Here is a 20,708-nt window from a genome sequence, read left to right as displayed (position 1 = left end):
GAGTCTGTGATGTATCGCTATGATGAATTCGACCGGCGCTTCGTCGCCGAGCGCGTCGAGCAGTTCCGCGACCAGGTGAGCCGACGCCTGAGCGGCGAACTCACCGAGGACCAGTTCAAGCCCATCCGGCTGATGAACGGCGTCTATCTCCAGCTGCACGCCTACATGCTGCGCATCGCCATCCCGTACGGGATGCTGTCCTCGCGCCAGCTGCGCAAGCTCGCCTTCATCGCCCGCACCTATGACCGCAATTTCGGCCACTTCACCACGCGCCAGAACCTGCAGTTCAACTGGATCGCGCTGGAGCAGGTGCCCGAGATCCTGGAGCACCTCGCCGAGGTCGAGATGCACTGCATCCAGACGTCGGGCAACTGCATCCGCAACGTGACGGCGGACCATTTCGCCGGCGCGGCCGCCGACGAGGTCGACGATCCCCGCCCCTACGCCGAGATCCTGCGGCAATGGTCGTCGCTGCACCCGGAGTTCAGCTTCCTGCCGCGCAAGTTCAAGCTGGCCGTCACCGGCGCGCCGAGCGACCGCGCCGCCATCCAGGTGCACGACATCGGGCTGGAGCTGAAGCGCGACGAGGCCGGGCGCAAGGGCTTCGCCGTCTATGTCGGCGGCGGCCAGGGCCGCACCCCCCTGGTGGCCAAGAAGGTGCGCGACTTCCTGCCCGAATCCGAGCTTCTGGCCTATTGCACGGCGATCCTGCGCGTCTACAACCTCCACGGCCGGCGCGACAACAAGTTCAAGGCGCGCATCAAGATCCTGGTCCACGAGACCGGGCTCGAGGAGATCAAGCGCGAGATCGAGGCGGAGTACGAGAAGCTGGCCGCCGAGGAGCGCTCCCTCTCGATTCCGGCCGAGGAGGTGCAGCGCATCGCGGCCTATTTCGCGCCTCCCGCCTATGCGGACCTGCCCGCCCGCTCGGAGACGCTCGAGCGCGCCCGGGCGACCGACCCGGACTTCGACGCCTGGGTCGGCCGCAACGTGACCGCCCACAAGCAGCCCGGCTACGCCGTGGTGACGCTGTCGCTCAAGCCCATCGGCGGCATTCCGGGCGACGCCTCGTCCGAGCAGATGGAGCTCATCGCCGACCTCGCCGAGCGGTACTCCTTCGACGAGCTGCGCGTCAGCCACGAGCAGAACCTCGTCTTCGCGCATGTGCGCCAGGACGACCTGCCCGTCGTGTTCGCCGCCCTGCAGAAGGCGGGGCTCGCCACGGCGAACGCCGGGCTGGTGACCGACATCATCGCCTGCCCGGGCCTGGACTATTGCGCGCTCGCCAACGCCCGCTCGATCCCGATCGCCCAGCGGCTGTCGGAGCGCTTCGGCGACGCGGCCCGGCAGCGCGAGATCGGCGAGCTGAAGATCAAGATCTCCGGCTGCATCAACGCCTGCGGCCACCACCATGTCGGCCATATCGGCATCCTGGGCGTCGACCGAAAGGGCGAGGAGTTCTACCAGATCACGCTGGGCGGCTCGGGCGACGAGACCTGCTCGATCGGCGAGATCGTCGGCAAGGGCTTCTCGTCGGAGGGCATCGTCGACGCCGTCGAGACGGTGGTGGACACCTATCTGGAGGTCCGCGCCGACCCCTCCGAGACCTTCCTGCAGACCTTCCGGCGCCTCGGCGAGGAGCCCTTCGTCCGCGCCCTCTACCCGGCCGAGGCCTCGTCATGACGTCGTCAGACCACACGGTGTTCCGGGACGGAGCCTTCAGGCCCGACCCGTGGGTCATCCTGCCCGCCGGCGAAGCGCCTTCGGCGGACGAGCCCAGCGTGGTGGACAAGGCGCAGTTCCTCGCCGACCGCGAGAGCCTGCTGGCTCACAACGGACCGCTCGGGCTGCTGATCGAGGCGGGCGAGGACCTCGACGGGATCGAGGCCGATCTTGGCCGCTTCTCGCTGATCGCCTTGAGCTTCCCGAAATACACCGATGGCCGGGCCTATTCGACGGCCGCCATGCTGCGCGGCCGCCACGGCTATGCGGGCGAGCTGCGGGCGGTGGGCGACGTCCTGCGCGACCAGATCCCGTTCATGATCCGCTGCGGCGTCGACAGCTTCGAGGTGACGCACGAACCGACCCGCCGGGCGCTGGCCGCCGGCCAGGTGCGGGGCGTCACCGTCGCCTATCAGCCCGCCGCCGCGAGCGAGGCCGCGCCGGTCCCCACGCGGCCATGGCTGCGCCTCTCGGCGCGCTGAGACGGAGACCGCCCGGCTCCGGGCCGGGCGCGATCTGAGGAGAAGCGCCGCCTAGGCGTACCAGACGGCCTTCAGGCCGATGGCGGCGTCGATCTCGGCCAGGGCGTCGCGCGCGGACGCCTCGCTCCCGAACTGCCGCCCGTCGAGGCTCTGCAGCCGTCCGCCCTGCGCAAGGAGCCGGAAGCCCGCCTCGTTGCGGACCAGCACGCCATACGACCCCGCGTCGCCCAGGACCAGAAAGGCGTCAGGCGCGAGATCGAGCGCGCCGAGCTGGCGGTTGAACTCGTGGACCGCGAGGCTGACCCGGGCGCAAAGCCGCCCGACCCAGGACGGGACGGCGTCTTTGGCGGAGGGAAAGGCGAGCGTCATGGCGGTGTCTCCGAGGAGCGTCCTCGAAGGTAGCGCAACTATTCCCGTCGTCAAGAGTGATTTGTCTTATTCTACATTTCTAGTACGGTAATTATCGGTTCGGCTTGCGGATGATCACCGCGGCCCGCAGGTCCTCCTTGCCGTAGCGGGCCATCCGCTGGAACTCCTCGGCCGGAATCGGCAGGTTGGCGGCCGCGATGTTGGTCTCCAGTTCGGCGGTTTCGACCCAGGGGTCGTTGACGAAGACGTGCCGGCCGTCATGGCCGTGCGCGAGGAGCCAGTGCGGCACCTTCTTGCGGAACATGCGGTAGCCCGAGACCAGCACGATCACGATCGCGCCTTCGTCCAGCACCGCGGCCAGGCTGGCTTGGTCGAGGGGCTCGAGACGGATCGGAACGCCGGCCTCGGCCGCCTCGGCCCGGAAATCCTCCTGGGCGATGCGCATCACCTCCTTCTTGTCGGCGTCCCTGACGCCGTCGAGGAAGAAAGGTCCCTTGTGGGAGAGCCGCAGCTCCACCGGCAAGCCGTGGCGGGCCAGCGTGGCGGCGAGCCCATAGGGTTCGCATCCCCCGAGCCCCGACGTCATGTAGACGGTCGTGGACTCGCGCCAGAGCCGAATCTCGGCCGCCCGGGTCGCCCTGAACGCCGGATCGGCCCAGCCCAGCGCCATCATCAGGCAGCACGGCCCGCAGGTGAAGTCGAGCGTCTGGGCGTAGAAGGGCGGCGGCTTCTGGGTGAGCTTCGCCTGCTGGACGAGGCGCTTCTCGTAGCGCAGCGCGTCCTGGTGGTCCTCGTAATAGTCCGGGTAGACGCCGAAGCGCCGGTAGGCGGCGCGCTCGTAGAGCCGGATCGCCGCGACGTTGTCGGCCCGGACCTCCAGCCGCAGGAAGAGGCAGCCCCGCTTCTCGGCCTCGGCCTCCACGGCCTCGAGCAGCTTGCGGCCCAGCCCCCCGCCGGCCGCCTCCGGCAGGATGGCGATGGAGTAGAGCCGCGCCAGGGCCGCGCCGCGCCGGAACGCCACGAGCGCATAGCCCACCACGGTCCCGCGCCGGTCGATGACCAGCAGGGCGTCCTTTTCGGTGACGATGTAGTAGCGCAGCGAGCGGCGCGAGAGCCGGTCGGTCTCGAAGACGCGGTTCTCGATGGCTTCGAGCGCGTCGAGATCGGCGAGTTCGGCGGGACGGATGACGGACTGCTGGGGCACGGGTCAGGATTCGCGGGGGCGGGAGGATGGCGGCCGGACCATAGTTCACGCCGGCGCGGCCGTGAACCGCTTGAAAGCCCGGCCCGGGCGCGCTTCTCTGGGCGGCGAAGCCTGCGCCGTCGGAGCACACCATGGACGAGACCTACCCCCGCGACATGACCGGCTACGGACGCCGCAGCCCCGACCCGCAATGGCCGGGCGGCGCCCATGTCTGCGTGCAGTTCGTGATCAACTACGAGGAAGGCGGCGAGAACAACGTGCTGCATGGCGACGCCGCGTCCGAGGCCTTCCTGTCGGAGATCGTCGGCGCCGCGCCCTGGCCGGGCCAGCGGCACTGGAACATGGAGTCGATCTACGAATACGGCGCCCGCGCGGGCTTCTGGCGGCTGCACCGTCTGTTCACGAGCCGCAAGGCCCCGGTCACCGTCTATGGCGTCGCGACCGCGATGGCGCGGGGCCGCGAGCAGGTGGCGGCCATGCAGGAGGCCGGCTGGGAGATCGCCAGCCACGGCCTGAAATGGGTCGAGCACAAGGACATGGCCGAGGAGGAGGAGCGCAGGCAGATCGCCGAGGCCATCCGCCTGCACACGGAGGTCACGGGCGAGCGGCCGCTCGGCTGGTACACCGGCCGCTGCTCGATGAACACGCAGCGCCTCGTGGCCGAGGAAGGCGGCTTCCTCTACTCGTCCGACAGCTACGCCGACGACCTGCCCTACTGGGTCCCGTCCAGCCAGGGCCCGCATCTGGTGATCCCCTATACGCTGGACGCCAACGACATGCGGTTCGCCACCCCGCAGGGCTTCAACAGCGGCGACCAGTTCTTCGCCTATCTGAAGGACAGCTTCGACGTGCTCTACCGCGAGGGCCGGGAAGGCGCGCCGAAGATGCTGAATGTCGGCCTTCACTGCCGGCTTGTCGGCCGGCCGGGGCGCGTCGCCGCGCTGGAGCGCTTCGTCGACTACGTGATGGCGCACGACAAGGTCTGGGTGGCGCGCCGCGTCGACATCGCCCGGCATTGGCGGAAGGTCCACCCTCCCGCCTGAGCCGACCCGGCGCTAGAGCATGCTGCAAAACACAGCACGCTCTAGTCGGCCTTCCAGGGGAAGGTCCAGGTCTCGGTGAGCGCGCGTCCGCCGGATTTCAGGAAGGCGCGCAGATCCGTCGTCTGCCCCTTCTCGAGCTGCACGTCGATGCCGGCCCGGAAGCCCTCGGTCTTGGGATTGGGCACCAGGAAGGTGCGCACGATCTTGCCCGCCGAGGTCGACGGGACGATCTGCACCTTCTCGGGATCGGTGAGGTAGTAGCCGAGGTCCCCGCCGGCGAAATCGATGATGAACCGGCGCGAGCCGGGGGCCGGCGGCTCCGGGGCGCCCAGCGCCCGGGCGGAGGTCTGCCAAGTATTGTGCGCCGCCCCGCCCGGATGCAGGCGGAAATCGTCCGACACCGCCGTGATGCGGTAGCCCCAGCTCAGGCTCTGGCCGGGCTCGGGCGCAGCGTTCGGCGTCCAGTAGGCGACCACGTTGTCGTTCGTCTCGTCCCCGGTGGGAATCTCGACGAGCTCGATGCGGCCCTCCCCCCAGCCGCCGCGCGGCTCGACCCAGTAGCTCGGCCGCGTCTCGTAGCCGAGGTCGATGTCCTGGTAGTGTTCGAAGGTCCGGTCGCGCTGCATCAGCCCGAATCCGCGCGGGTTCGTGTCCATGAAGGCCGAAAAGCTGATCTCCTTGGGATTGCGCAGAGGCCGCCACAGCCACTCGCCCGCCCCGGTATGCATCAGCAGGCCATCCGAATCGTGCAGCTCGGGGCGGAAGTCGTCGTTGAAGCGGCGGTCGTTCTCGCCGACGAAGAACATCGAGGTCAGCGGCGCGACGCCCATGCGCTCGATGCGCCTGCGGGGGAACAGCTGCAGGCTGACGTCCACCACGGTCTCGTTGGCCGGATAGACGAAGAACTGGTAGGCGCCCGTCAGCGACGGCCCGTCCAGCAGCGCGTAGATGACGGCGCGGTCCGCGTCGGCCGAGGGCTGCTCGATCCAGAACTCGCGGAAATGCGGGAACTCCTCGGTTTCCTTCGCGCCGACCCCGATGGCGAGGCCCCGGGCCGAGAGGCCGTAGCGCTGCTTGCGCCCGAGAAAGCGGAAATAGCTCGCCCCCAGGAAGGAGATGAGCTCGTCCTGAACGCGCGGATCGTTGAGCGGGTAATGCAGGCGGAACCCCGCGAAGCCGAGATTGACCGGCAGGGCGCCGAACTTGTTGCGGCCATAGTCGAACAGCGAGCTCGAATAGGGCGCCGGGGCGCTGACGCCGTCGCGGATCACGTTCACCACCACCGGCCGGGTGAAGAGGAAGCCGGGATGGAACATGTGCATGCGGAACGGCGCGCCGGCCCCGCCCAGCAGCGCCTTGTCGGGCCGGAAGCGGATGTCCCGGTAGGAATCATAGTCGAGCTTGGCCAGGCTCTCCGGCAGCGGGGGCGGATTGGCCTCATAGGGCCCGGTCGCGATCTCCCGCGCGCGCCGGATCACGTCCTCGAAGCCGAATCGCGGCTGATTCGGCGTCTGCGGGCCGGGACTGGCCGGGGCCGGCTGGGCGTGCGCCCGCGGGGCTGCGAGCAGGGCCGCGGCGAGGCTGCCGAGCCGTTCGATGAAGTGGCGACGGGAAAGGGTCATGGACGACTCTGGACGCAGACATGTCTGGAGGAACGGGGCGGAGGCGGACGAGGCCGGGAGGGCCAGCCGGACGGCGTGGAACGCGCCTCCGGGCGAACGGCGCGGAGGTTTGGCGGGCGGTTTTGGCGGGCTTGCGGCAAGGGGCGCGCGCGAACGCGCCGGGCGGTGCGCGGTTCCTCCGTTCGGACCTTCTTAGCCATCCAATATCAGAGGCTTATCCAGCCTGTCAGCAATTTGCGGAGAGCCGAAAAAAACTATTGATGCGGGGGGCGAACATCCCTATGTATCGCCTCGCCCAATTACGCACGTGCCTGTGGTCGCGTGCTGGTCGGTGGGCATCCGGACAAGAGGCCGGACAGCCGCCCGGGACAGGATCGGGACCAATGAGGTGGGAACCCCATTGGCGATGATCCCGGCAGAAATGCCGCGTTCCGAACCCTGACCAGCAGCCGGAGGGAAAACCGGCGTACCCCGCTCTCCCCGGGGGACGCGACTTAAAGCAACGACGGAACGGGCTTTTTTGGTCTCGTCCGGCCCTCCAAAGGTCGGATCACCGAAGAGGCTTGTCCTTCTTTGCCCGACGTGCGGATGGGGTCTCCCCAATCCAATCCAAGGCAGCATCATCGGGTGTCCTCACCCGGCGTCGGCGTCTCCAAAGCGCCGCGTCGTGGGACCGACGCCCGGGGCTTCACCTTTCGAGCGCCTGACCGGCGTTCGGCAGACCTTGGGGAGATTCGTGCCATGACTGCACGCATCCGTGACTTCCTTCGTACGCGCCGCGACGACGGTCCCTGCATGGTGCTGGACCTGGACGTCGTGCGCGACAACTACAACGCCTTCGCCCGGGCGCTGCCGGACACGCGCGTGTTCTACGCCGTGAAGGCGAACCCGTCGCCGGAGGTGCTGCACCTCCTGGCCACGCTCGGCTCCTGCTTCGACACCGCCTCGGTCGCCGAGATCGAGATGGCGCTCGCGGCCGGCGCGACGGCCGACCGCATCTCGTTCGGCAACACGATCAAGAAGGAGCGGGACATCGCGCGCGCCTATGCGCTCGGCATCCGCCTCTTCGCGGTCGACTGCGTCGCCGAGGTGGACAAGATCGTGCGCGCCGCGCCCGACTCCAAGGTGTTCTGCCGCATCCTGTGCGACGGCGCCGGGGCCGAGTGGCCGCTCTCGCGCAAGTTCGGCTGCGTGCCCGAGATGGCCGCGGACGTGCTGGAGCATGCGCACCGCAACGGGCTGGAGGCTTACGGCGTCTCCTTCCACGTCGGTTCGCAGCAGCGCAACACCGAAGCCTGGGACCAGGCCCTCGCGTCCTCCGCGGAGATCTTCCGCGAATGCGCCGCGCGGGGCATGAGCCTCTCGATGGTCAATCTCGGCGGGGGCTTCCCGACGAAGTACCTGAAGGAGGTTCCGGGCGTGGAGCGCTACGGCGACTCGATCTTCCGGGCGCTGTCGAAGCACTTCGGCAACCGCCTTCCGGAGACCATCATCGAGCCCGGTCGCGGCATGGTCGGCAACGCCGGCCTGATCGAGTCCGAGGTCGTGCTGATCTCCAAGAAGTCGGAAGACGACGACGTGCGCTGGGTCTATCTCGACATCGGCAAGTTCGGCGGCCTCGCCGAGACGATGGACGAGTCGATCCGCTACCCCATCCGCACCCGTCACGACGGGGACGAGATGGCGCCCTGCGTGCTCGCCGGCCCGACCTGCGACTCGGCCGACGTGATGTACGAGAAGGAGCCGTACATGCTCCCGGTGAGCCTCTCGATCGGCGACAAGGTGCTGATCGAAGGCGCGGGCGCCTATACGACCACCTACTCGGCCGTCGCGTTCAACGGCTTCCCTCCGCTCCGATCCTACGTGATCTGAGCCCGCCGCCGGCCCAAAGCCGGCGGCCACGGCTGGCCTGGGGAGATCCCAGGCCTCGGCGCGCACTCTCCCGCGCCCGCGTCTCGGGTCCGCGACGTTCCAGACGGAACGGCGGGCCCAGCTTCCCCACGAACCCTCGATCTGGATTCGATCCGTTCCGGCCGCGCGCCGGGCGGGGAAGGAGCACGGCCATGATCCACCTCACCGACGCCGCCCTCACGGGCCTGACCATCCGCCCCGAGACCCCCGCCGATGTCGACGCCCGCGAGGAGCTGCTCGACGCCGCCTTCGGGCCCGCGCGTCACGCGAAGACCTGCGAGCGCCTGCGCGAAGGCCGCCTGCCGGCGCTGGCCCTGGCGGCCCATCGCGGCGGCCGGCTCGTCGGCACGGTGCGGCTGTGGAACGTCAGCGCGGGTCCCGGCCGCTCGGCCCTGATGCTGGGCCCGCTCGCCGTCGACCCGGGCGCGCGCTCCGAAGGCCTCGGCGGCAAGCTGATGCGCGCCGCCCTGAGCCTCTCGGCGGCGGCCGGTCGCGGCGCCGTGCTGCTGGTCGGCGACGCGCCTTATTACGAGCGGTTCGGCTTCTCGGCCGCCCTGACCCAGGGCCTCTGGCTGCCGGGGCCGGTGGAGCGCGAGCGCTTCCTGGGGCTGGAGCTCGTTCCCGGCGCGCTGACGGGCGCGCGCGGACTGGTCAGCCCGACGGGCGAACGCGCCCCGACGCCGGACCTGGGCGCGCTGGTCGCGGCCGCCTTCGCCCATGACGACGCGCAGGCGCGCAGGGCGGCCTGAGGCCGGCCCTGGGTTTGATGGGGAAGCCGCGGGCCCGCCCCGCGGCTTCGTCGCGTGACGGGCCGGGCTGCGGCCGCTATGGCTGGGCCGTGAGCGCTTCTCTGGTGCGCCTGAAGGGCGTGGGAAAGATCTTCGACGGCGGAACCGAGGCCCTGTCCGGCCTCGACCTCGATGTGCGCGCCGGCGAGTTCCTGGCGCTGCTCGGCCCGTCGGGCTGCGGCAAGACCACCGCCCTTCGCATCGTCGCGGGCCTCGAGGAGCCGACGAGCGGAACGGTCGAGCGCGCGGCGCTGGCCAAGGCCGCGGGCGCTGTCTCCTTCGTGTTCCAGGATCCGACGCTGATGCCATGGGCCTCTGCGGCGGACAATGTCTGGCTGCCGCTGCGCATCGCCGGCGAATCGCGGCGCGAGGCGGCGGCGCGCGTGCGCGAGCTCCTGGATCTGGTCGGCGTCGGAGACTTCGCCGACGCCCTGCCCCAGGAGCTCTCGGGCGGCATGCGCATGCGCGTCGCCATCGCCCGCGCGCTGGTGACGCGGCCGCAGCTGCTGCTGATGGACGAGCCCTTCGCGGCGCTGGACGAGATCACCCGTTTCCGGTTGAACGACGACCTCATCGCCCTCACCCGCCAGATCGGCTGCACGACCGTGTTCGTCACCCACTCGATCTATGAGAGCGTGTACCTGTCGACGCGGCTTTGCGTCATGAGCCCGAGGCCCGGCCGGGTCGCCCGCGAGATCGCCGTCGCGCTGGCCCCGGAGCGTACGCCCGCGCTGCGGCGGGATCCCGCCTATCTGGCGATCTGCGCGCAGGCCTCGGCGGCGCTGGAGGCCGGCGCCACCGCATCGGGCTGAGCCGGCGGCCCTGGGCGCAGGGGCGCCATGCCGGGGGAGAGTACGAAGCGCCGCCGCCATGCCCTAGAGTTCGCGCCGGGCGAGACGGCCCGGGCGCGGGCCATCCATCGATGAAGGACGTCATTCCCCCGAGAGCGACCAAGGACGCCGCGCGCGATCGGCTGATCGGCATCCTGCTGATCTGCTGCGCCTTCGTCTGCTTCTCGATGCTCGACGCCACCGCCAAGTGGCTGAACCAGTCCATTCCGTCGCTGCAGACGACCTGGGCGCGGTACATCTCGAACGTGCTGCTCGTCGCCGCCGTCCTGAACCCGCTGACGCGGCCGGGCGTGGGCCGGACCACCCGCCCCGGCCTCCAGGCGGCCCGCTCGCTGCTGCTCTTCGCCTCCACGGCGACGAACTTCTTCGCCCTGCACTATCTGCAGCTCGCCCAGACGGTCTCGATCTCCTTCGCGACGCCGCTGCTGGTGGCGCTGCTGGCCAAGCCCCTGCTGGGCGAGGCGATCAGCCCCCACCGGATGGTGGCGATCGTGATCGGCTTCGTCGGCGTGCTGGTCGTCGCGCGCCCGGGGCTCGGCATGCATCCGGCCGCCCTAGTGTCGATGGCCGGCATGCTCTGCTACGCGCTCTACAACATCTCCACCCGCAAGCTGGCCTTCTTCGACCCGCCCCAGACCACGCTGTTCTACTCGGGGCTGGCGGGCGTCGTCATCCTCACGCCGCTGCTGACGCTGTTCTGGGAATGGCCGGCCAACGCGTGGATCTGGGTCGGCATGGGCATGACCGGCGTCTTCGGCGGGTTCGGCCACTTCCTGCTGATCCTGGCCCACCAGCGTGCGCCCGCGGCGGTGCTGTCGCCCTTCATCTACACGCAGCTGCTCTGGATGATCGCGCTCGGCTACGTGGTCTTCGGCGACGTTCCCGACCGCTACACCGTGCTGGGCGCCCTCATCGTTGTGGGCTCCGGGCTCTATCTCCTGCTGCGCGAGCGCGGCGGCGAGCGGGCCTGACGCCGTCAGACCGCCGCCGAGTGCCGCGCCGCGCCGGCCCGCAGATAGGCGTCGAAGGCGGACGCCGCCAGGCGCATGAACGGACGTCCCTCCGGCGTCATCGTCACGGTCCGGCCCTCGACCCGCACCACGCCGTCGCGGTCCAGCGTCCGGAGATGCGGGATGGCGTCGTCCAGCGCCTCGGAATGGCCATAGGCCGCCTCGGCCGCCGCGCCGAAATCCACCGCAAAGCCGCACATCAGCCGCTCGATCACGTCGGAGCGCACATGGTCGTCGACCGAGAGCGCAACGCCGCGCGTGACCGGGATGGAGCCCGCCTCGACGGCCTTGCGCCAGCCGCCCACGTCGGGGGCGTTCTGCATGAAGCCCTTCGGCAGCCGCCCGATGGAGGAGGCCCCGAGCCCCAGCAGGGCGTCGGCGCGATCGGTCGTGTAGCCCTGGAAGTTGCGCTTCAGCGTCCCCTCCCGGGCGGCGACCGCCATCGGATCGTCCGGACGCGCGAAATGATCGAGCCCGATGGCCTCGTAGCCGCGCTCCTGCAGGGCGGCGCGCGCCGCCTCCGACTGCTGCAGCCGCTCGGCCGCCCCCGGCAGGGACGCCTGGTCGATGAGCCGCTGATGCGTCTTGAACCACGGCACATGCGCATAGCCGAAGATCGCGAAGCGGCTCGGCGAAAGGTCGGCGGACAGCGAGGCGGAGCGGATCACGTCCTCGACGCTCTGCTTGGGCAGACCGTACATCAGGTCGAAATTGATCGCGTCGATTCCGACGGCGCGCAGATGCGCCACGCAACGCGACACCACCTCGAGCGACTGCATGCGGCCGATGGCCGCCTGCACATGGGCGTTGAGGTCCTGCACGCCGAGGCTGGCGCGGTTGACGCCCATGCGGGCGAGCCCGGTCGCCAGCGCCGCGTCGACGGTGCGCGGATCGAGCTCGATGGCGTGCTCGGCGACGGCGGAGAGGTCGAACCTCGCGCCGAGCCTCTCGGCGACGCGCAGCAGCCGGTCCGGGCCGAGCAGGCTGGGCGTTCCGCCGCCCCAATGGATGTGCGTCACCCGGCGGGCGGGCGTCGCGGCCGAGACCAGGCCGATCTCGTCCAGCAGCGTCTCCGTATAGGCGTCCAGCGGATCGGACCGGCGCACGGCCTTTGTGTTGCAGCCGCAATAGGTGCAGATGGCCGTGCAGTAGGGCACGTGCAGGTAGACCGAGAGGCTGGCCGACGCAGGGAGTTCGCCCAGCCAATGGCGCGCCACGCCGGCGTCGACCGCGCCCGAGAAGTGCGGCGCGGTCGGATAGCTCGTGTAGCGGGGCGCCGAGCGTTCGGCGAGGATCAGCGAGGGAGAGAGCGCGGCGGGAGACATGGCGTCACCGGTTGGAGGCCTGACGGTCCCCTTGTGTCAGGCGCCGCGCCGCCGCTCGTTGATCCCGATCAACGTTTCCAACAGGAGATCAGCCCTTTTGCGGCAGGGACGTCCCGTTGAGGCTGGCCACATAGGTGGCCAGCATGGGCACGTAGTCGTCGCCCTGGCCGGCCGCGACCGGCAGCGCATAGGCGTTCTTGACCGCGTTGCCGACCGGGTTGGCGAGGCCTGCGGCGTCCGCCATGGACTCCAGGTAGCGCATGTCCTTGAACGCGTTGCTGAGCGTGAACTTGTGGGCGTCGCGGTCGCCCTCCAGCGTCCAGCGCATGAAGGTCTGGTAGAAGCCGCAGTCCATGCGCCCGCCGCGCACGACGCTGTCGAAACGCTCCGGCGTGATCCCGACCTTCTGGGCCAGCGTGAGCGCCTCCGAGTAGAGCGCCGCATAGCCCATGGCGATGAAGTTGTTGAGGAGCTTCATGCGGTGCCCGTCGGCCGTGCCGCCGATATGGATGACGCGCCCGGCCCACGTGTCCAGCACGGGCTTGAGCCGCGCGAACACCTCCGGGCTCGCCCCCACCATGGTGTCGAGCGTTCCCTCCCAGGCCTCCTTGGGGGTGCGCGACAGCGGCGCGTCGACGAGCGTGACGCCCGCGGCCTCGAGCGCGGCGGCGAGCGCCACGGTCGAATTCGGATCCGAGGTGGAGCAGTCGACCACGACGGAGCCCTTGGCGAGGCCTTCCATCAGCCCATCCTTGCCGCGCACCAGGCTCTCCACCTCGCGCGACCCCGTCACGCACAGGAAGACGATCGTGGAGGCCTGCGCCAGTTCGCGCGGGGTCTTCGCCTCCCGCGCGCCGCGGCCGAGCAGGTCTTCGACCGGCTTCCGGTTGCGGTGGCCCATGACGGTGAGCGGATAGCCTTTCTCGACGATGTTCTTGGCCATCCCATGGCCCATCAGGCCCACCCCGATGAAGCCGATACGCTCGCGATCCGTTGACACTGTGCGCACTCCCAAGTCTTGTGCTCGTATTCTGGTCTGAACCATCCTGCGCGCGGCGCGCCGCGCGAAAAGGGACGGGCGGGGCCGGCGGGCCGCCATCATGCGAGCCCGGAGGGGAAACAGGAAGCCGAAACGCATGAGCATCGAGGACGTCGCGAGCCGGGGCGAACGGGGCCGTGTGACGCTTCAGGTCATCGCCGAACGGCTGGAGGTCTCCACCGCGACCGTTTCGCTCGCTCTGCGCGACAGCCCCGTGGTGGCGGACGCCACCAAGAGCCGCGTCCAGACCCTCGCCCGCGAAATGGGCTATATCTACAACCGCAGCGCCGCGAGCCTGCGCACCGCCCGCACCAACATGATCGCCGTGGGCTTCCACGACATCACCAACCCTTATTTCGCCGAGATGCTCGTCGCCGTCGAGGAGACAGCCGCCGAGGCGGGGCGCACCATCCTGCTCGGGACCTACGCGGAGAGCCTGGAGCGCCAGGAGCGCGTGCTCGGCACCCTGAAGGAGTATCGCCCGGACGGCATGATCCTGTGCCCGGCCGGCGGCGCCACCGTGGAGAGCCTCGCGCATCTGACGGCGGCCCGCATCCCGGTGGTGCAGATCTCCCGCGAGATCGAGGGGGTCGGGCTGGATTTCGTCGGGTCGGACGACGTCTACGGCGTGCAGCTCGCCATCGACCACCTCGTGTCCTACGGCCACACCCGCATCGCCATGATCGGCGGCAATGACGGCACCTCGACCGGCCGCGCCCGGCACCGCGGCTACGAGGCCGCCTTGAAGCGCCACGGCCTGCCGATCGACCCGGCCCTGATCTACAAGGATTTCGGCACGCGGCGAACCGGCCTCGCGGGCGTCCAGACGGTGCTGGACCTGCCGCAGCCGCCCACGGCGGCCTTCTGCTTCAACGACCTGACCGCCTTCGGCGCGCTTCTGGGCCTGCGCCACCGGGGACGGGAGGCCGGCGTCGACTTCTCCATCGTGGGCTGCGACGACGTGCAGGAAGCGGCCCAGTGGTATCCGGCGCTCACCACCGTGCGCAACCACCACGCCGAGATGGGCCGCCGGGCGGCCGAGATGCTGATGGAGCGCATCGAGCATCCCGAGCTGCCGCCGCGGCGTTTCCTGATCAAGCCCGAGCTCGTGGTCCGGGCGTCGACCGTGCGGATCTGATCGGCCTATTCGCGTCCAAGCGCGTGGGCGAGCTGGTCGCGGCTCATGCGCGAGCGCCCCGGGACGTCGCGCCGGCGCGCTTCGGCGTAGAGGGCCGCCTTGGTGGCGCGCTCGGCGCCGTCGTGGCGATGCGCCGCCGTCTTCTTGGCGATGTCGGCCGGCTGCCGGGAGAACTGGCGGCCCTTGCGCGAATCCGCACGCTTTTTGCGGGTGGTCCGCTTGTAGTCGGCGTCGCTGAGATGCTCCCGCGCCTCCTTGGGCAGGTAGCGCTCCCCCGTCTCGCCGCTCTTGTGGCCGGACTTCGTGCCCCACTCCTCCCGGGTCCACTCCACGAGGTGGTTGTCGGCCGTCTTCTTGCCGCGATAGCCGCCGCCTTCGTGCTTGTACTCCTGGACGGCCATCTGGGCCTTGCGGGCGGACCACTGGCCGGGCTTGCCGCCCTTGTCGCCCTTCTGCACCGCCGTCTTCACCTTGTCCCACAGCTTGGGGTTGGTTTTCTCCGCCGTCTTGCTCATGCGCGGTCTCCATGGTGGCGATGTCGTCCAACGCGGTCCGACGCTGGAATCGACGGGCAGTGACCCTCTGTCGCACGGCCGGCGCGCATCGCGGCTTGAGAACAAAGATCGAACGATCTATCGTAACCGTCCATCTTCAGAGGAGGCGGCGGACACCGGCATGGACCTGAAAAGCAAGCTCGAGATCCTCGCTGACGCCGCCAAATACGACGCCTCCTGCGCGTCGAGCGGGGGGACGAAACGCGACTCGCTCGACCGCAAGGGCATCGGGTCGTCCGGCGGAGCCGGAATCTGCCACAGCTACACGCCGGACGGGCGCTGCGTCTCGCTGCTGAAGATCCTGCTCACCAACGCCTGCATCTATGACTGCCTCTACTGCATCAACCGGTCGTCCAGCCATGTCCGCCGGGCGCGGTTCAGCGTGGAGGAGGTGGTCCGGCTGACGCTGAACTTCTACAAGCGCAACTATATCGAGGGCCTGTTCCTGTCGTCGGGCATCATCAAGAGCTCCGATTACACCATGGAGGAGCTGGTGCGGGTGGCCCGGACGCTGCGCGAGGAGCACGGTTTTCGCGGCTACATCCACCTGAAGGTGATCCCCAACGCCGATCCCCGCCTGATCGAGGAGGCCGGGCGCTGGGCCGACCGCCTGAGCGTCAATATCGAGCTGCCCAAGCCCGAGAGCCTCGAGCGGCTGGCGCCGCGCAAGGAGATGGGCGCGATCCGACGCTCCATGGGCCAGCTGCGCGGCTCCATCGAGGAGGCGCCGCGCGCTCATGGCCGCAGCTTCGCGCCGGCCGGCCAGTCGACGCAGATGATCGTCGGCGCGGACGACGCGGATGATTCGCACATCCTGCAGACCAGCGCGTCTCTCTACAGCGGCTATCGGCTGCGGCGCGTCTATTACTCGGCCTTCAGCCCCATCCCGGATTCCAGCAAGGCGCTGCCGCTGAAGCCCGCCCCGCTCGTGCGCGAGAACCGGCTGTACCAGGCCGACTGGCTGATGCGCTATTACGGCTTCGCCGTGGGCGAGATCGTGGCCGGGGGCGAGGACGGCATGCTGTCGCTCGACATGGACCCGAAGCTCGCCTGGGCGCTCAAGCATCGCGAGCGCTTCCCGCTCGACGTCAACCTCGCCAGCCGCGAGGAGCTGCTTCGCGTGCCGGGGCTGGGCGTGCGGACGGTGGACCGCATCCTCTCGTCCCGCCGCGTGCGCAGCCTGCGCACCGACGACCTGGCGCGCCTGAAGGTGTCGCTGCGCAAGGTCTCGCCCTTCCTGGTGCTGCCCGACCACCGGCCGACGAATCTCCTGGACCGCGCCGACCTGAAGAGCTGGCTCAGGCCGAACGCGGCGCGCCAGCTGGACCTGTTCGCGGCCGCCTGAGGCGCATGGACCAGCTCCCTTATCCTCCCTCCGGGGCGCCGCGCGGAAGGCGCGTGCGCCTGGCGGGCGACGCCGATTTCGCCGGCTTCCGCGACGCCGCCCGGCTTCTGCTGCGCGACGGCGTCCCCCCTCAGGACGTCGTCTGGGACACGGGCGGACGGCCCGACGATCTCTTCGCCGCGGCCGAGGCCGCGCCCTCCCCGCCCGGACGGGAGCCCGAGCCTGGCGCTGCCCCGCGGACCGCGCCTCGCGTGTCCCGCGCCTTCCTGGAGGCGGCCGGCGCGGCGGCGCTCCACCGCGAGCCCGGGCGCTTCCGCCTCATCTACCAGCTCCTCTGGCGCATGGCGGACGAACCGCGCCTGCTCTCCGTCGCCTCCGACCCGGACGTCATGCGCCTCGCCGATCTCGCCAAGGCGGTGAAGCGCGACATCCACAAGATGCACGCCTTCGTGCGCTTCCGGGACGTTCCGGGCCCGGACGGCGACGCCTTCGTGGCCTGGTACGAGCCGGATCACCACATCGTCGAGGCGGCCGCGCCGTTCTTCGTCAAGCGCTTCGCCAGCCTGCGCTGGACGATCCTCACGCCCGAGCGGTCGGCCCACTGGACGGGCGCGGAGGTGCTGTTCGGCCCGGGAGCGGCGCAACGGGACGCCCCGGAGGGCGACCCGCTGGAGGAGCTCTGGCGCTCCTATTACGCCAGCATCTTCAATCCGGCGCGCCTCAACACCGACGCGATGCGGGCCGAGATGCCCAAGCGCTTCTGGAAGAACCTGCCCGAGGCCGCGCTCATCCACGACCTCGTGGCGACCGCGCCGGCCCGCACCGCCGCCATGATCGAGGCCGCCCCGACCTGGCCGGTGCAGCGCCGCGGCGCGGAGCCGCCCCCCGCCCCTGACGCCGGGGCGCCGGACGAGGACCCGCCGGCCGACCTGCCGGCGATTGCGGCGGCGGCCCGCGGCTGCCGCGCCTGCCCGCTCTGGGAGCACGCGACCCAGACGGTGCCGGGCGAGGGCCCGGCCGACGCGCGGCTGATGGTGATCGGCGAACAGCCGGGCGACCTGGAGGACATCGCCGGGCGGCCTTTCGTGGGGCCGGCCGGGCAGGTCTTCGACCGGGCGCTGGCGGAGGCCGGCGTGGGCCGGGACCGCGCCTATGTGACCAACGCCGTGAAGCACTTCAAATTCGAGCCGCGCGGCAAGCGGCGCATCCACAAGCGCCCTTCGGCGGGCGAGATCCACGCCTGCCTGCCCTGGCTGGAGCGCGAGCTCGCCGCCGTGGACCCGGCCGTGGTGGTCCTGCTCGGCGCCTCCGCCGCGCAGGCGGTGCTGGGCCGCTCCGTCGCGGTCACGCGCGAGCGCGGCCGCCCTTTCCGGCTGGGGGACGGACGCTGGGGCGTGATCGCCACGCATCCGTCCTACATCCTGCGGCTCCAGACCGAGGACGAGAAGCGGGCCGCCTTCGGCGCGCTCGTCGCCGACCTCAGGACGGCGGCCGGGCTGCTGACGCAGGACGACCCTGGCGAAGGATCGCCGCCGGCCTGATCGTCAGGCCAGCTCCACCGACACCCGCCCGATCCGGTCGAGTTCGGCCTCGATGCGGGTCGGCTTCTCGAACAGCGCCGGAATGGTGAGGCTGCCGGTCGTCACGACCTGCCCGGCCTTCAGGCCGCCCAGCCTGTCCTCCTGCGCGTTGGCCCAGGACAGGATCCACATCAGCGGGTCGCCGGCCGGGTGGCCCCCGACGAAGTCCTGCTTCAGCTCGCCGTCCGCCCAGTAGCGGCAGCGAAGCGTCGCCGGGTCGCCGATCGACGAGAGAGGCTTCTCGTCCCCGGTGACATAGGCGGCGTTGCCCATGTTGTCGGCCAGCCAGGCGTTGGCGTGCTTGGGCGGCGGCATGTCGTCGAAGCGGCTGGCGATCAGCTCCACGCCGACCATGGCGTTCCCGACGGCGGCGCCGATCTCCTCACGCGTATAGGGCTGGCCCGGACGCGGCGGCAGATCGCGCGTGAGGCGCACGCCGAGCTCGATCTCGACGATCGCGCCTCCCTCGGGAAGCCGCCAGCGCGCGCCGCCGGCCAGGATCACGTCGTCGAACATCGGGGCGGCCGTGGAGACCCCGTCCGGCATCGCCACCTTCCATCCGCCCACTCCGACGCCGATGGCCTCGGCCACCGCCGCCTGCGTGGCGAACGCGCCGGCCCGGTCGAGCGACTGGGCTGCGGCGGGGGTCGCCATGCGGGTCTTCGTGCGGTAGCGATCGGCCAGCGCGGCGGCAAGTTCGATGGACATCATCCATTCTCCACAATAATCGTTTGAACGACCCACGCATGGCATAAAGGGCCGCCTGCGCCAAGCCGCCTGCGCGCCTCTCCGCAGCCCTGCTCGACCAGCGCCGCCCTCGCCCGATCCTCACGCGCCGACAGGAGAACGACCATGACCGACGCCCGCCAATCGGAACTTCTCGCGATCCTGCGGCGCGCTCCCGTGGTGCCCGTCCTGACCATCGACGACCCGCACGCGGCGGTCCCGCTGGCGCAGGCGCTGGTGGCCGGCGGGCTGCCGGCGCTGGAGATCACGTTGCGGACCGACGGCGCCCTGGAGGCCATGGAGGCGATCGCCCGGCACGTGCCGGGCGCGATCGTGGGCGCCGGCACCGTGCTCTCGGCGTCTCAGGTCAAGGAGGCGACCTCCGCCGGCGCGCGCTTCCTGGTCAGCCCCGGCTGCACGGAGGCGCTCTCGGCCGCCGCCGCCCAGGGGCCCGCGCCGCTGCTGCCCGGAGCATCCACGGCGAGCGAGGCGATGCGCCTGGCCGAGATGGGCCACCACGTGATGAAGTTCTTCCCGGCCGAGCCCGCCGGCGGCGCGGCCTTCCTGAAGGCGCTCGGCGCGCCGCTGCCGCATCTGCTGTTCTGCCCCACCGGCGGCGTCGACGCCGAGAAGGCGAAGGCCTATCTGGCGCTCCCCAACGTGGTCTGCGTGGGCGGCTCCTGGATCGCCCCCGCCGCCGCCGTGAAGGCGGGCGACTGGGCCACGATCACGCGCCTGTCGCGCGCCGCCGCGGCGCTGCGCGGCTGAGCGGCGGGACCAGCAAGACTCCCCAGGCGCGCAATGCTGAGCCTGAGCATGGTCGCGCTGTTCTTTCTGGCCATCGCCACGCCCACTCTGCTGACGCTTTGGATGCACTGGCGCAAACGCGGCCAGTTCGGACGCGGCGGCGATGGCTCCACCGCCGATTCTGACGGATGGTCCGACGGCGGGGGCGGCGGCGGGGGCGGCGGCGATGGCGGGGATTGATCCTGCTCGCACACGCGGCTAACGCTGGGCCATGCTGACGCTGCCTCCCGCCACCGTCCTGCTGCCCATCGACATGCAGCAGGCCTTCGACGATCCGGCCTTTCCTCCCCGCTGCAACCCGGACTGCGACCGCAACGGCCTCGCTCTGCTGGCGGCGTGGCGGGCGCGCGGCATGCCGATCATCCATGTGCGACATGACTCGGTGGAGCCCGGCTCCAGGCTGCGGCCAGATGCGCCCGGCAACGCCTTCCGGCCCGGCTTCGGCCCGCAGGGCGACGAGGCGCTGGTGACCAAGAGCGTCAACGCGAGCTTCATCGGCACGGATCTCGACCTGCGCCTGCGGCGGCTGGGCGCGACGCATGTGGTCGCGTTCGGCATCACCACCGACCAGTGCGTTTCGACCACGGTCCGCGTGGGCGCGAACATGGGCTGGCCCATGGTCGTGGCCGCCGACGCCTGCGCATGCTTCGACATGCCGGGCCTCGACGGCGCGATCATCCCGGCCGAGACCGTCCAGGCCGTGCACCTCGCCACCCTGGCGGCGGAGTTCGCGACCGTGGCGCGGACGGGCGAGATCCTGGCGGCGCTGCCATAGCGGTCATCCCCGGCGACCTGCGCAGCAGGTCGGGAAGGGGATCCAGGAGCCAACGCAGCAACGCTGCGCAAAAACGGCTCGACCCCGCGAAGAAGCCGAATACCTCGCCAAGTCGCCTGGATCCCCTTCCCGGCGCTGCGCGCCGCCGGGGATGACGGCGAGGGTGGAGCCTAGTTCACCTTCTTCAGGAAACAGGTTTTCAGCATCAGGCCCTTGATGTTGTCGACGCGGCACTCGATGTGCTCGGGGTCGTCGGTGAGGCGGATGCCCTTCACCTTCACGCCCTGCTTGATGGTGGAGGACGTGCCTTTCACCTTCAGGTCCTTGATGACGTGCACGGTGTCGCCGTTTTGCAGGCGCGCGCCGTTGCAGTCCTTCACGATCACGTCGTCGTCGCTCATGGGTTCGCCCCCGCGA

Annotated in this window: 20 protein-coding genes and 1 pseudogene; 13 read left to right on the top strand and 8 right to left on the bottom strand. The window is 70.3% G+C overall.

Annotated elements, in window-relative coordinates; all coding sequences use genetic code 11:
* Window positions 1–9 precede the first annotated feature (9 nt).
* Both ACYVO7_RS16450 and ACYVO7_RS16445 read left to right on the top strand, forming a co-directional pair.
* Entirely contained in the window at window positions 10–1,683 is a 1,674-nt protein-coding gene (locus tag ACYVO7_RS16450; protein WP_460450883.1) for a nitrite/sulfite reductase, read from the top strand.
* Window positions 1,680–2,204, top strand: coding sequence for a DUF934 domain-containing protein (locus ACYVO7_RS16445; RefSeq protein WP_460450882.1), 525 nt, complete (start codon window positions 1,680–1,682; stop codon window positions 2,202–2,204). The genes ACYVO7_RS16450 and ACYVO7_RS16445 overlap by 4 nt, the downstream gene beginning before the upstream one ends.
* A 51-nt stretch (window positions 2,205–2,255) precedes the next feature.
* Here the strand turns inward: ACYVO7_RS16445 and ACYVO7_RS16440 are convergent, their stop codons facing one another.
* The gene (locus ACYVO7_RS16440) at window positions 2,256–2,573 is read right to left on the bottom strand and encodes a hypothetical protein (protein WP_460450881.1); all 318 of its coding nucleotides are present in this window, start codon (window positions 2,571–2,573) and stop codon (window positions 2,256–2,258) included.
* 91 nt (window positions 2,574–2,664) lie between these two features.
* Entirely contained in the window at window positions 2,665–3,777 is a 1,113-nt protein-coding gene (locus tag ACYVO7_RS16435; protein WP_460450880.1) for a peptidase C39 family protein, read from the bottom strand.
* A gap of 131 nt (window positions 3,778–3,908) precedes the next feature.
* On the opposite strand from ACYVO7_RS16435, the pseudogene puuE reads away from it, so the two are divergent.
* A pseudogene (gene puuE, locus ACYVO7_RS16430) lies at window positions 3,909–4,811 on the top strand (allantoinase PuuE); the annotation flags it as partial.
* Window positions 4,812–4,861: 50 nt separating this feature from the next.
* On the opposite strand, the gene ACYVO7_RS16425 reads toward puuE, so the two are convergent.
* On the bottom strand, window positions 4,862–6,442 hold the full coding sequence (locus tag ACYVO7_RS16425) for an OpgD/OpgG family glucan biosynthesis protein (protein WP_460450879.1): 1,581 nt from the start codon (window positions 6,440–6,442) through the stop codon (window positions 4,862–4,864).
* 741 nt (window positions 6,443–7,183) lie between these two features.
* On the opposite strand from ACYVO7_RS16425, the gene ACYVO7_RS16420 reads away from it, so the two are divergent.
* The 4 genes from ACYVO7_RS16420 to ACYVO7_RS16405 all read left to right on the top strand — a co-directional run bounded on the left by ACYVO7_RS16420 (window position 7,184) and on the right by ACYVO7_RS16405 (window position 10,963).
* Complete coding sequence (locus tag ACYVO7_RS16420) at window positions 7,184–8,314, top strand: type III PLP-dependent enzyme (RefSeq protein WP_460450878.1); 1,131 nt, start codon at window positions 7,184–7,186, stop codon at window positions 8,312–8,314.
* Between the two features lie 191 nt (window positions 8,315–8,505).
* On the top strand, window positions 8,506–9,102 hold the full coding sequence (locus ACYVO7_RS16415; RefSeq protein WP_460450877.1) for a GNAT family N-acetyltransferase: 597 nt from the start codon (window positions 8,506–8,508) through the stop codon (window positions 9,100–9,102).
* 89 nt (window positions 9,103–9,191) lie between these two features.
* Window positions 9,192–9,953, top strand: coding sequence for an ABC transporter ATP-binding protein (locus ACYVO7_RS16410; RefSeq protein ID WP_460450876.1), 762 nt, complete (start codon window positions 9,192–9,194; stop codon window positions 9,951–9,953).
* A gap of 110 nt (window positions 9,954–10,063) precedes the next feature.
* Window positions 10,064–10,963, top strand: coding sequence for a DMT family transporter (locus ACYVO7_RS16405; RefSeq protein ID WP_460450875.1), 900 nt, complete (start codon window positions 10,064–10,066; stop codon window positions 10,961–10,963).
* A gap of 5 nt (window positions 10,964–10,968) precedes the next feature.
* Here the strand turns inward: ACYVO7_RS16405 and hemN are convergent, their stop codons facing one another.
* Window positions 10,969–12,327: an oxygen-independent coproporphyrinogen III oxidase gene (gene hemN, locus ACYVO7_RS16400; protein ID WP_460450874.1), complete on the bottom strand. Its 1,359-nt coding sequence runs from the start codon at window positions 12,325–12,327 to the stop codon at window positions 10,969–10,971.
* An 88-nt stretch (window positions 12,328–12,415) separates the two neighbouring features.
* Window positions 12,416–13,327, bottom strand: coding sequence for an NAD(P)-dependent oxidoreductase (locus tag ACYVO7_RS16395; RefSeq protein ID WP_460450873.1), 912 nt, complete (start codon window positions 13,325–13,327; stop codon window positions 12,416–12,418).
* 136 nt (window positions 13,328–13,463) lie between these two features.
* Between ACYVO7_RS16395 and ACYVO7_RS16390 the strand changes: the two genes are divergently transcribed.
* Complete coding sequence (locus ACYVO7_RS16390) at window positions 13,464–14,504, top strand: LacI family DNA-binding transcriptional regulator (RefSeq protein WP_460450872.1); 1,041 nt, start codon at window positions 13,464–13,466, stop codon at window positions 14,502–14,504.
* Window positions 14,505–14,509: 5 nt separating this feature from the next.
* On the opposite strand, the gene ACYVO7_RS16385 is transcribed toward ACYVO7_RS16390, so the two are convergent.
* On the bottom strand, window positions 14,510–15,019 hold the full coding sequence (locus ACYVO7_RS16385) for a hypothetical protein (RefSeq protein ID WP_460450871.1): 510 nt from the start codon (window positions 15,017–15,019) through the stop codon (window positions 14,510–14,512).
* A 160-nt stretch (window positions 15,020–15,179) separates the two neighbouring features.
* On the opposite strand from ACYVO7_RS16385, the gene ACYVO7_RS16380 reads away from it, so the two are divergent.
* Complete coding sequence (locus tag ACYVO7_RS16380; RefSeq protein WP_460450870.1) at window positions 15,180–16,403, top strand: putative DNA modification/repair radical SAM protein; 1,224 nt, start codon at window positions 15,180–15,182, stop codon at window positions 16,401–16,403.
* Window positions 16,404–16,456: 53 nt separating this feature from the next.
* On the top strand, window positions 16,457–17,944 hold the full coding sequence (locus ACYVO7_RS16375) for a UdgX family uracil-DNA binding protein (protein ID WP_460450869.1): 1,488 nt from the start codon (window positions 16,457–16,459) through the stop codon (window positions 17,942–17,944).
* A 3-nt stretch (window positions 17,945–17,947) separates the two neighbouring features.
* Here the strand turns inward: ACYVO7_RS16375 and ACYVO7_RS16370 are convergent, their stop codons facing one another.
* Entirely contained in the window at window positions 17,948–18,691 is a 744-nt protein-coding gene (locus ACYVO7_RS16370) for a fumarylacetoacetate hydrolase family protein (RefSeq protein ID WP_460450868.1), read from the bottom strand.
* A gap of 144 nt (window positions 18,692–18,835) precedes the next feature.
* Here ACYVO7_RS16370 and eda point away from each other — a divergent pair, with 144 nt between their 5' ends.
* From eda to ACYVO7_RS16355, 3 genes are read left to right on the top strand one after another with little or no spacing between them, the layout of a single operon-like run.
* The gene (gene eda / locus ACYVO7_RS16365) at window positions 18,836–19,477 is read left to right on the top strand and encodes a bifunctional 4-hydroxy-2-oxoglutarate aldolase/2-dehydro-3-deoxy-phosphogluconate aldolase (RefSeq protein ID WP_460450867.1); all 642 of its coding nucleotides are present in this window, start codon (window positions 18,836–18,838) and stop codon (window positions 19,475–19,477) included.
* Window positions 19,478–19,525: 48 nt separating this feature from the next.
* Window positions 19,526–19,696 (top strand): hypothetical protein, encoded by a 171-nt coding sequence (locus ACYVO7_RS16360; protein ID WP_460450866.1) that lies wholly within the window; start codon window positions 19,526–19,528, stop codon window positions 19,694–19,696.
* 31 nt (window positions 19,697–19,727) lie between these two features.
* A complete protein-coding gene (locus tag ACYVO7_RS16355) occupies window positions 19,728–20,291 on the top strand; it encodes a cysteine hydrolase family protein (RefSeq protein ID WP_460450865.1) in 564 nt (187 codons plus the stop codon).
* Window positions 20,292–20,461: 170 nt separating this feature from the next.
* Here ACYVO7_RS16355 and ACYVO7_RS16350 read toward each other — a convergent pair whose 3' ends face one another.
* Window positions 20,462–20,692: an alkylphosphonate utilization protein gene (locus ACYVO7_RS16350; RefSeq protein ID WP_460450864.1), complete on the bottom strand. Its 231-nt coding sequence runs from the start codon at window positions 20,690–20,692 to the stop codon at window positions 20,462–20,464.
* Window positions 20,693–20,708 lie beyond the last annotated feature (16 nt).

It is taken from the genome of Alsobacter sp. SYSU BS001988, assembly GCF_054796215.1.
The sequence above is the reverse complement of the archived record's forward strand: the minus strand, read 5'-3'. Positions and strand labels throughout refer to the sequence as shown.

What these genes read in the sequence shown, in the direction of transcription:
- ACYVO7_RS16450 (WP_460450883.1), top strand. Translation starts at nt 10, where the DNA reads ATGTATCGCTATGATGAATTCGACCGGCGCTTCGTCGCCGAGCGCGTC.
- ACYVO7_RS16445 (WP_460450882.1), top strand. Translation starts at nt 1,680, where the DNA reads ATGACGTCGTCAGACCACACGGTGTTCCGGGACGGAGCCTTCAGGCCC.
- ACYVO7_RS16440 (WP_460450881.1), bottom strand. Translation starts at nt 2,573, where the DNA reads ATGACGCTCGCCTTTCCCTCCGCCAAAGACGCCGTCCCGTCCTGGGTC.
- ACYVO7_RS16425 (WP_460450879.1), bottom strand. Translation starts at nt 6,442, where the DNA reads ATGACCCTTTCCCGTCGCCACTTCATCGAACGGCTCGGCAGCCTCGCC.
- ACYVO7_RS16420 (WP_460450878.1), top strand. Translation starts at nt 7,184, where the DNA reads ATGACTGCACGCATCCGTGACTTCCTTCGTACGCGCCGCGACGACGGT.
- ACYVO7_RS16415 (WP_460450877.1), top strand. Translation starts at nt 8,506, where the DNA reads ATGATCCACCTCACCGACGCCGCCCTCACGGGCCTGACCATCCGCCCC.
- ACYVO7_RS16405 (WP_460450875.1), top strand. Translation starts at nt 10,064, where the DNA reads ATGAAGGACGTCATTCCCCCGAGAGCGACCAAGGACGCCGCGCGCGAT.
- hemN (WP_460450874.1), bottom strand. Translation starts at nt 12,327, where the DNA reads ATGTCTCCCGCCGCGCTCTCTCCCTCGCTGATCCTCGCCGAACGCTCG.
- ACYVO7_RS16390 (WP_460450872.1), top strand. Translation starts at nt 13,464, where the DNA reads ATGAGCATCGAGGACGTCGCGAGCCGGGGCGAACGGGGCCGTGTGACG.
- ACYVO7_RS16385 (WP_460450871.1), bottom strand. Translation starts at nt 15,019, where the DNA reads ATGAGCAAGACGGCGGAGAAAACCAACCCCAAGCTGTGGGACAAGGTG.
- ACYVO7_RS16380 (WP_460450870.1), top strand. Translation starts at nt 15,180, where the DNA reads ATGGACCTGAAAAGCAAGCTCGAGATCCTCGCTGACGCCGCCAAATAC.
- ACYVO7_RS16370 (WP_460450868.1), bottom strand. Translation starts at nt 18,691, where the DNA reads ATGTCCATCGAACTTGCCGCCGCGCTGGCCGATCGCTACCGCACGAAG.
- eda (WP_460450867.1), top strand. Translation starts at nt 18,836, where the DNA reads ATGACCGACGCCCGCCAATCGGAACTTCTCGCGATCCTGCGGCGCGCT.
- ACYVO7_RS16360 (WP_460450866.1), top strand. Translation starts at nt 19,526, where the DNA reads ATGGTCGCGCTGTTCTTTCTGGCCATCGCCACGCCCACTCTGCTGACG.
- ACYVO7_RS16355 (WP_460450865.1), top strand. Translation starts at nt 19,728, where the DNA reads ATGCTGACGCTGCCTCCCGCCACCGTCCTGCTGCCCATCGACATGCAG.
- ACYVO7_RS16350 (WP_460450864.1), bottom strand. Translation starts at nt 20,692, where the DNA reads ATGAGCGACGACGACGTGATCGTGAAGGACTGCAACGGCGCGCGCCTG.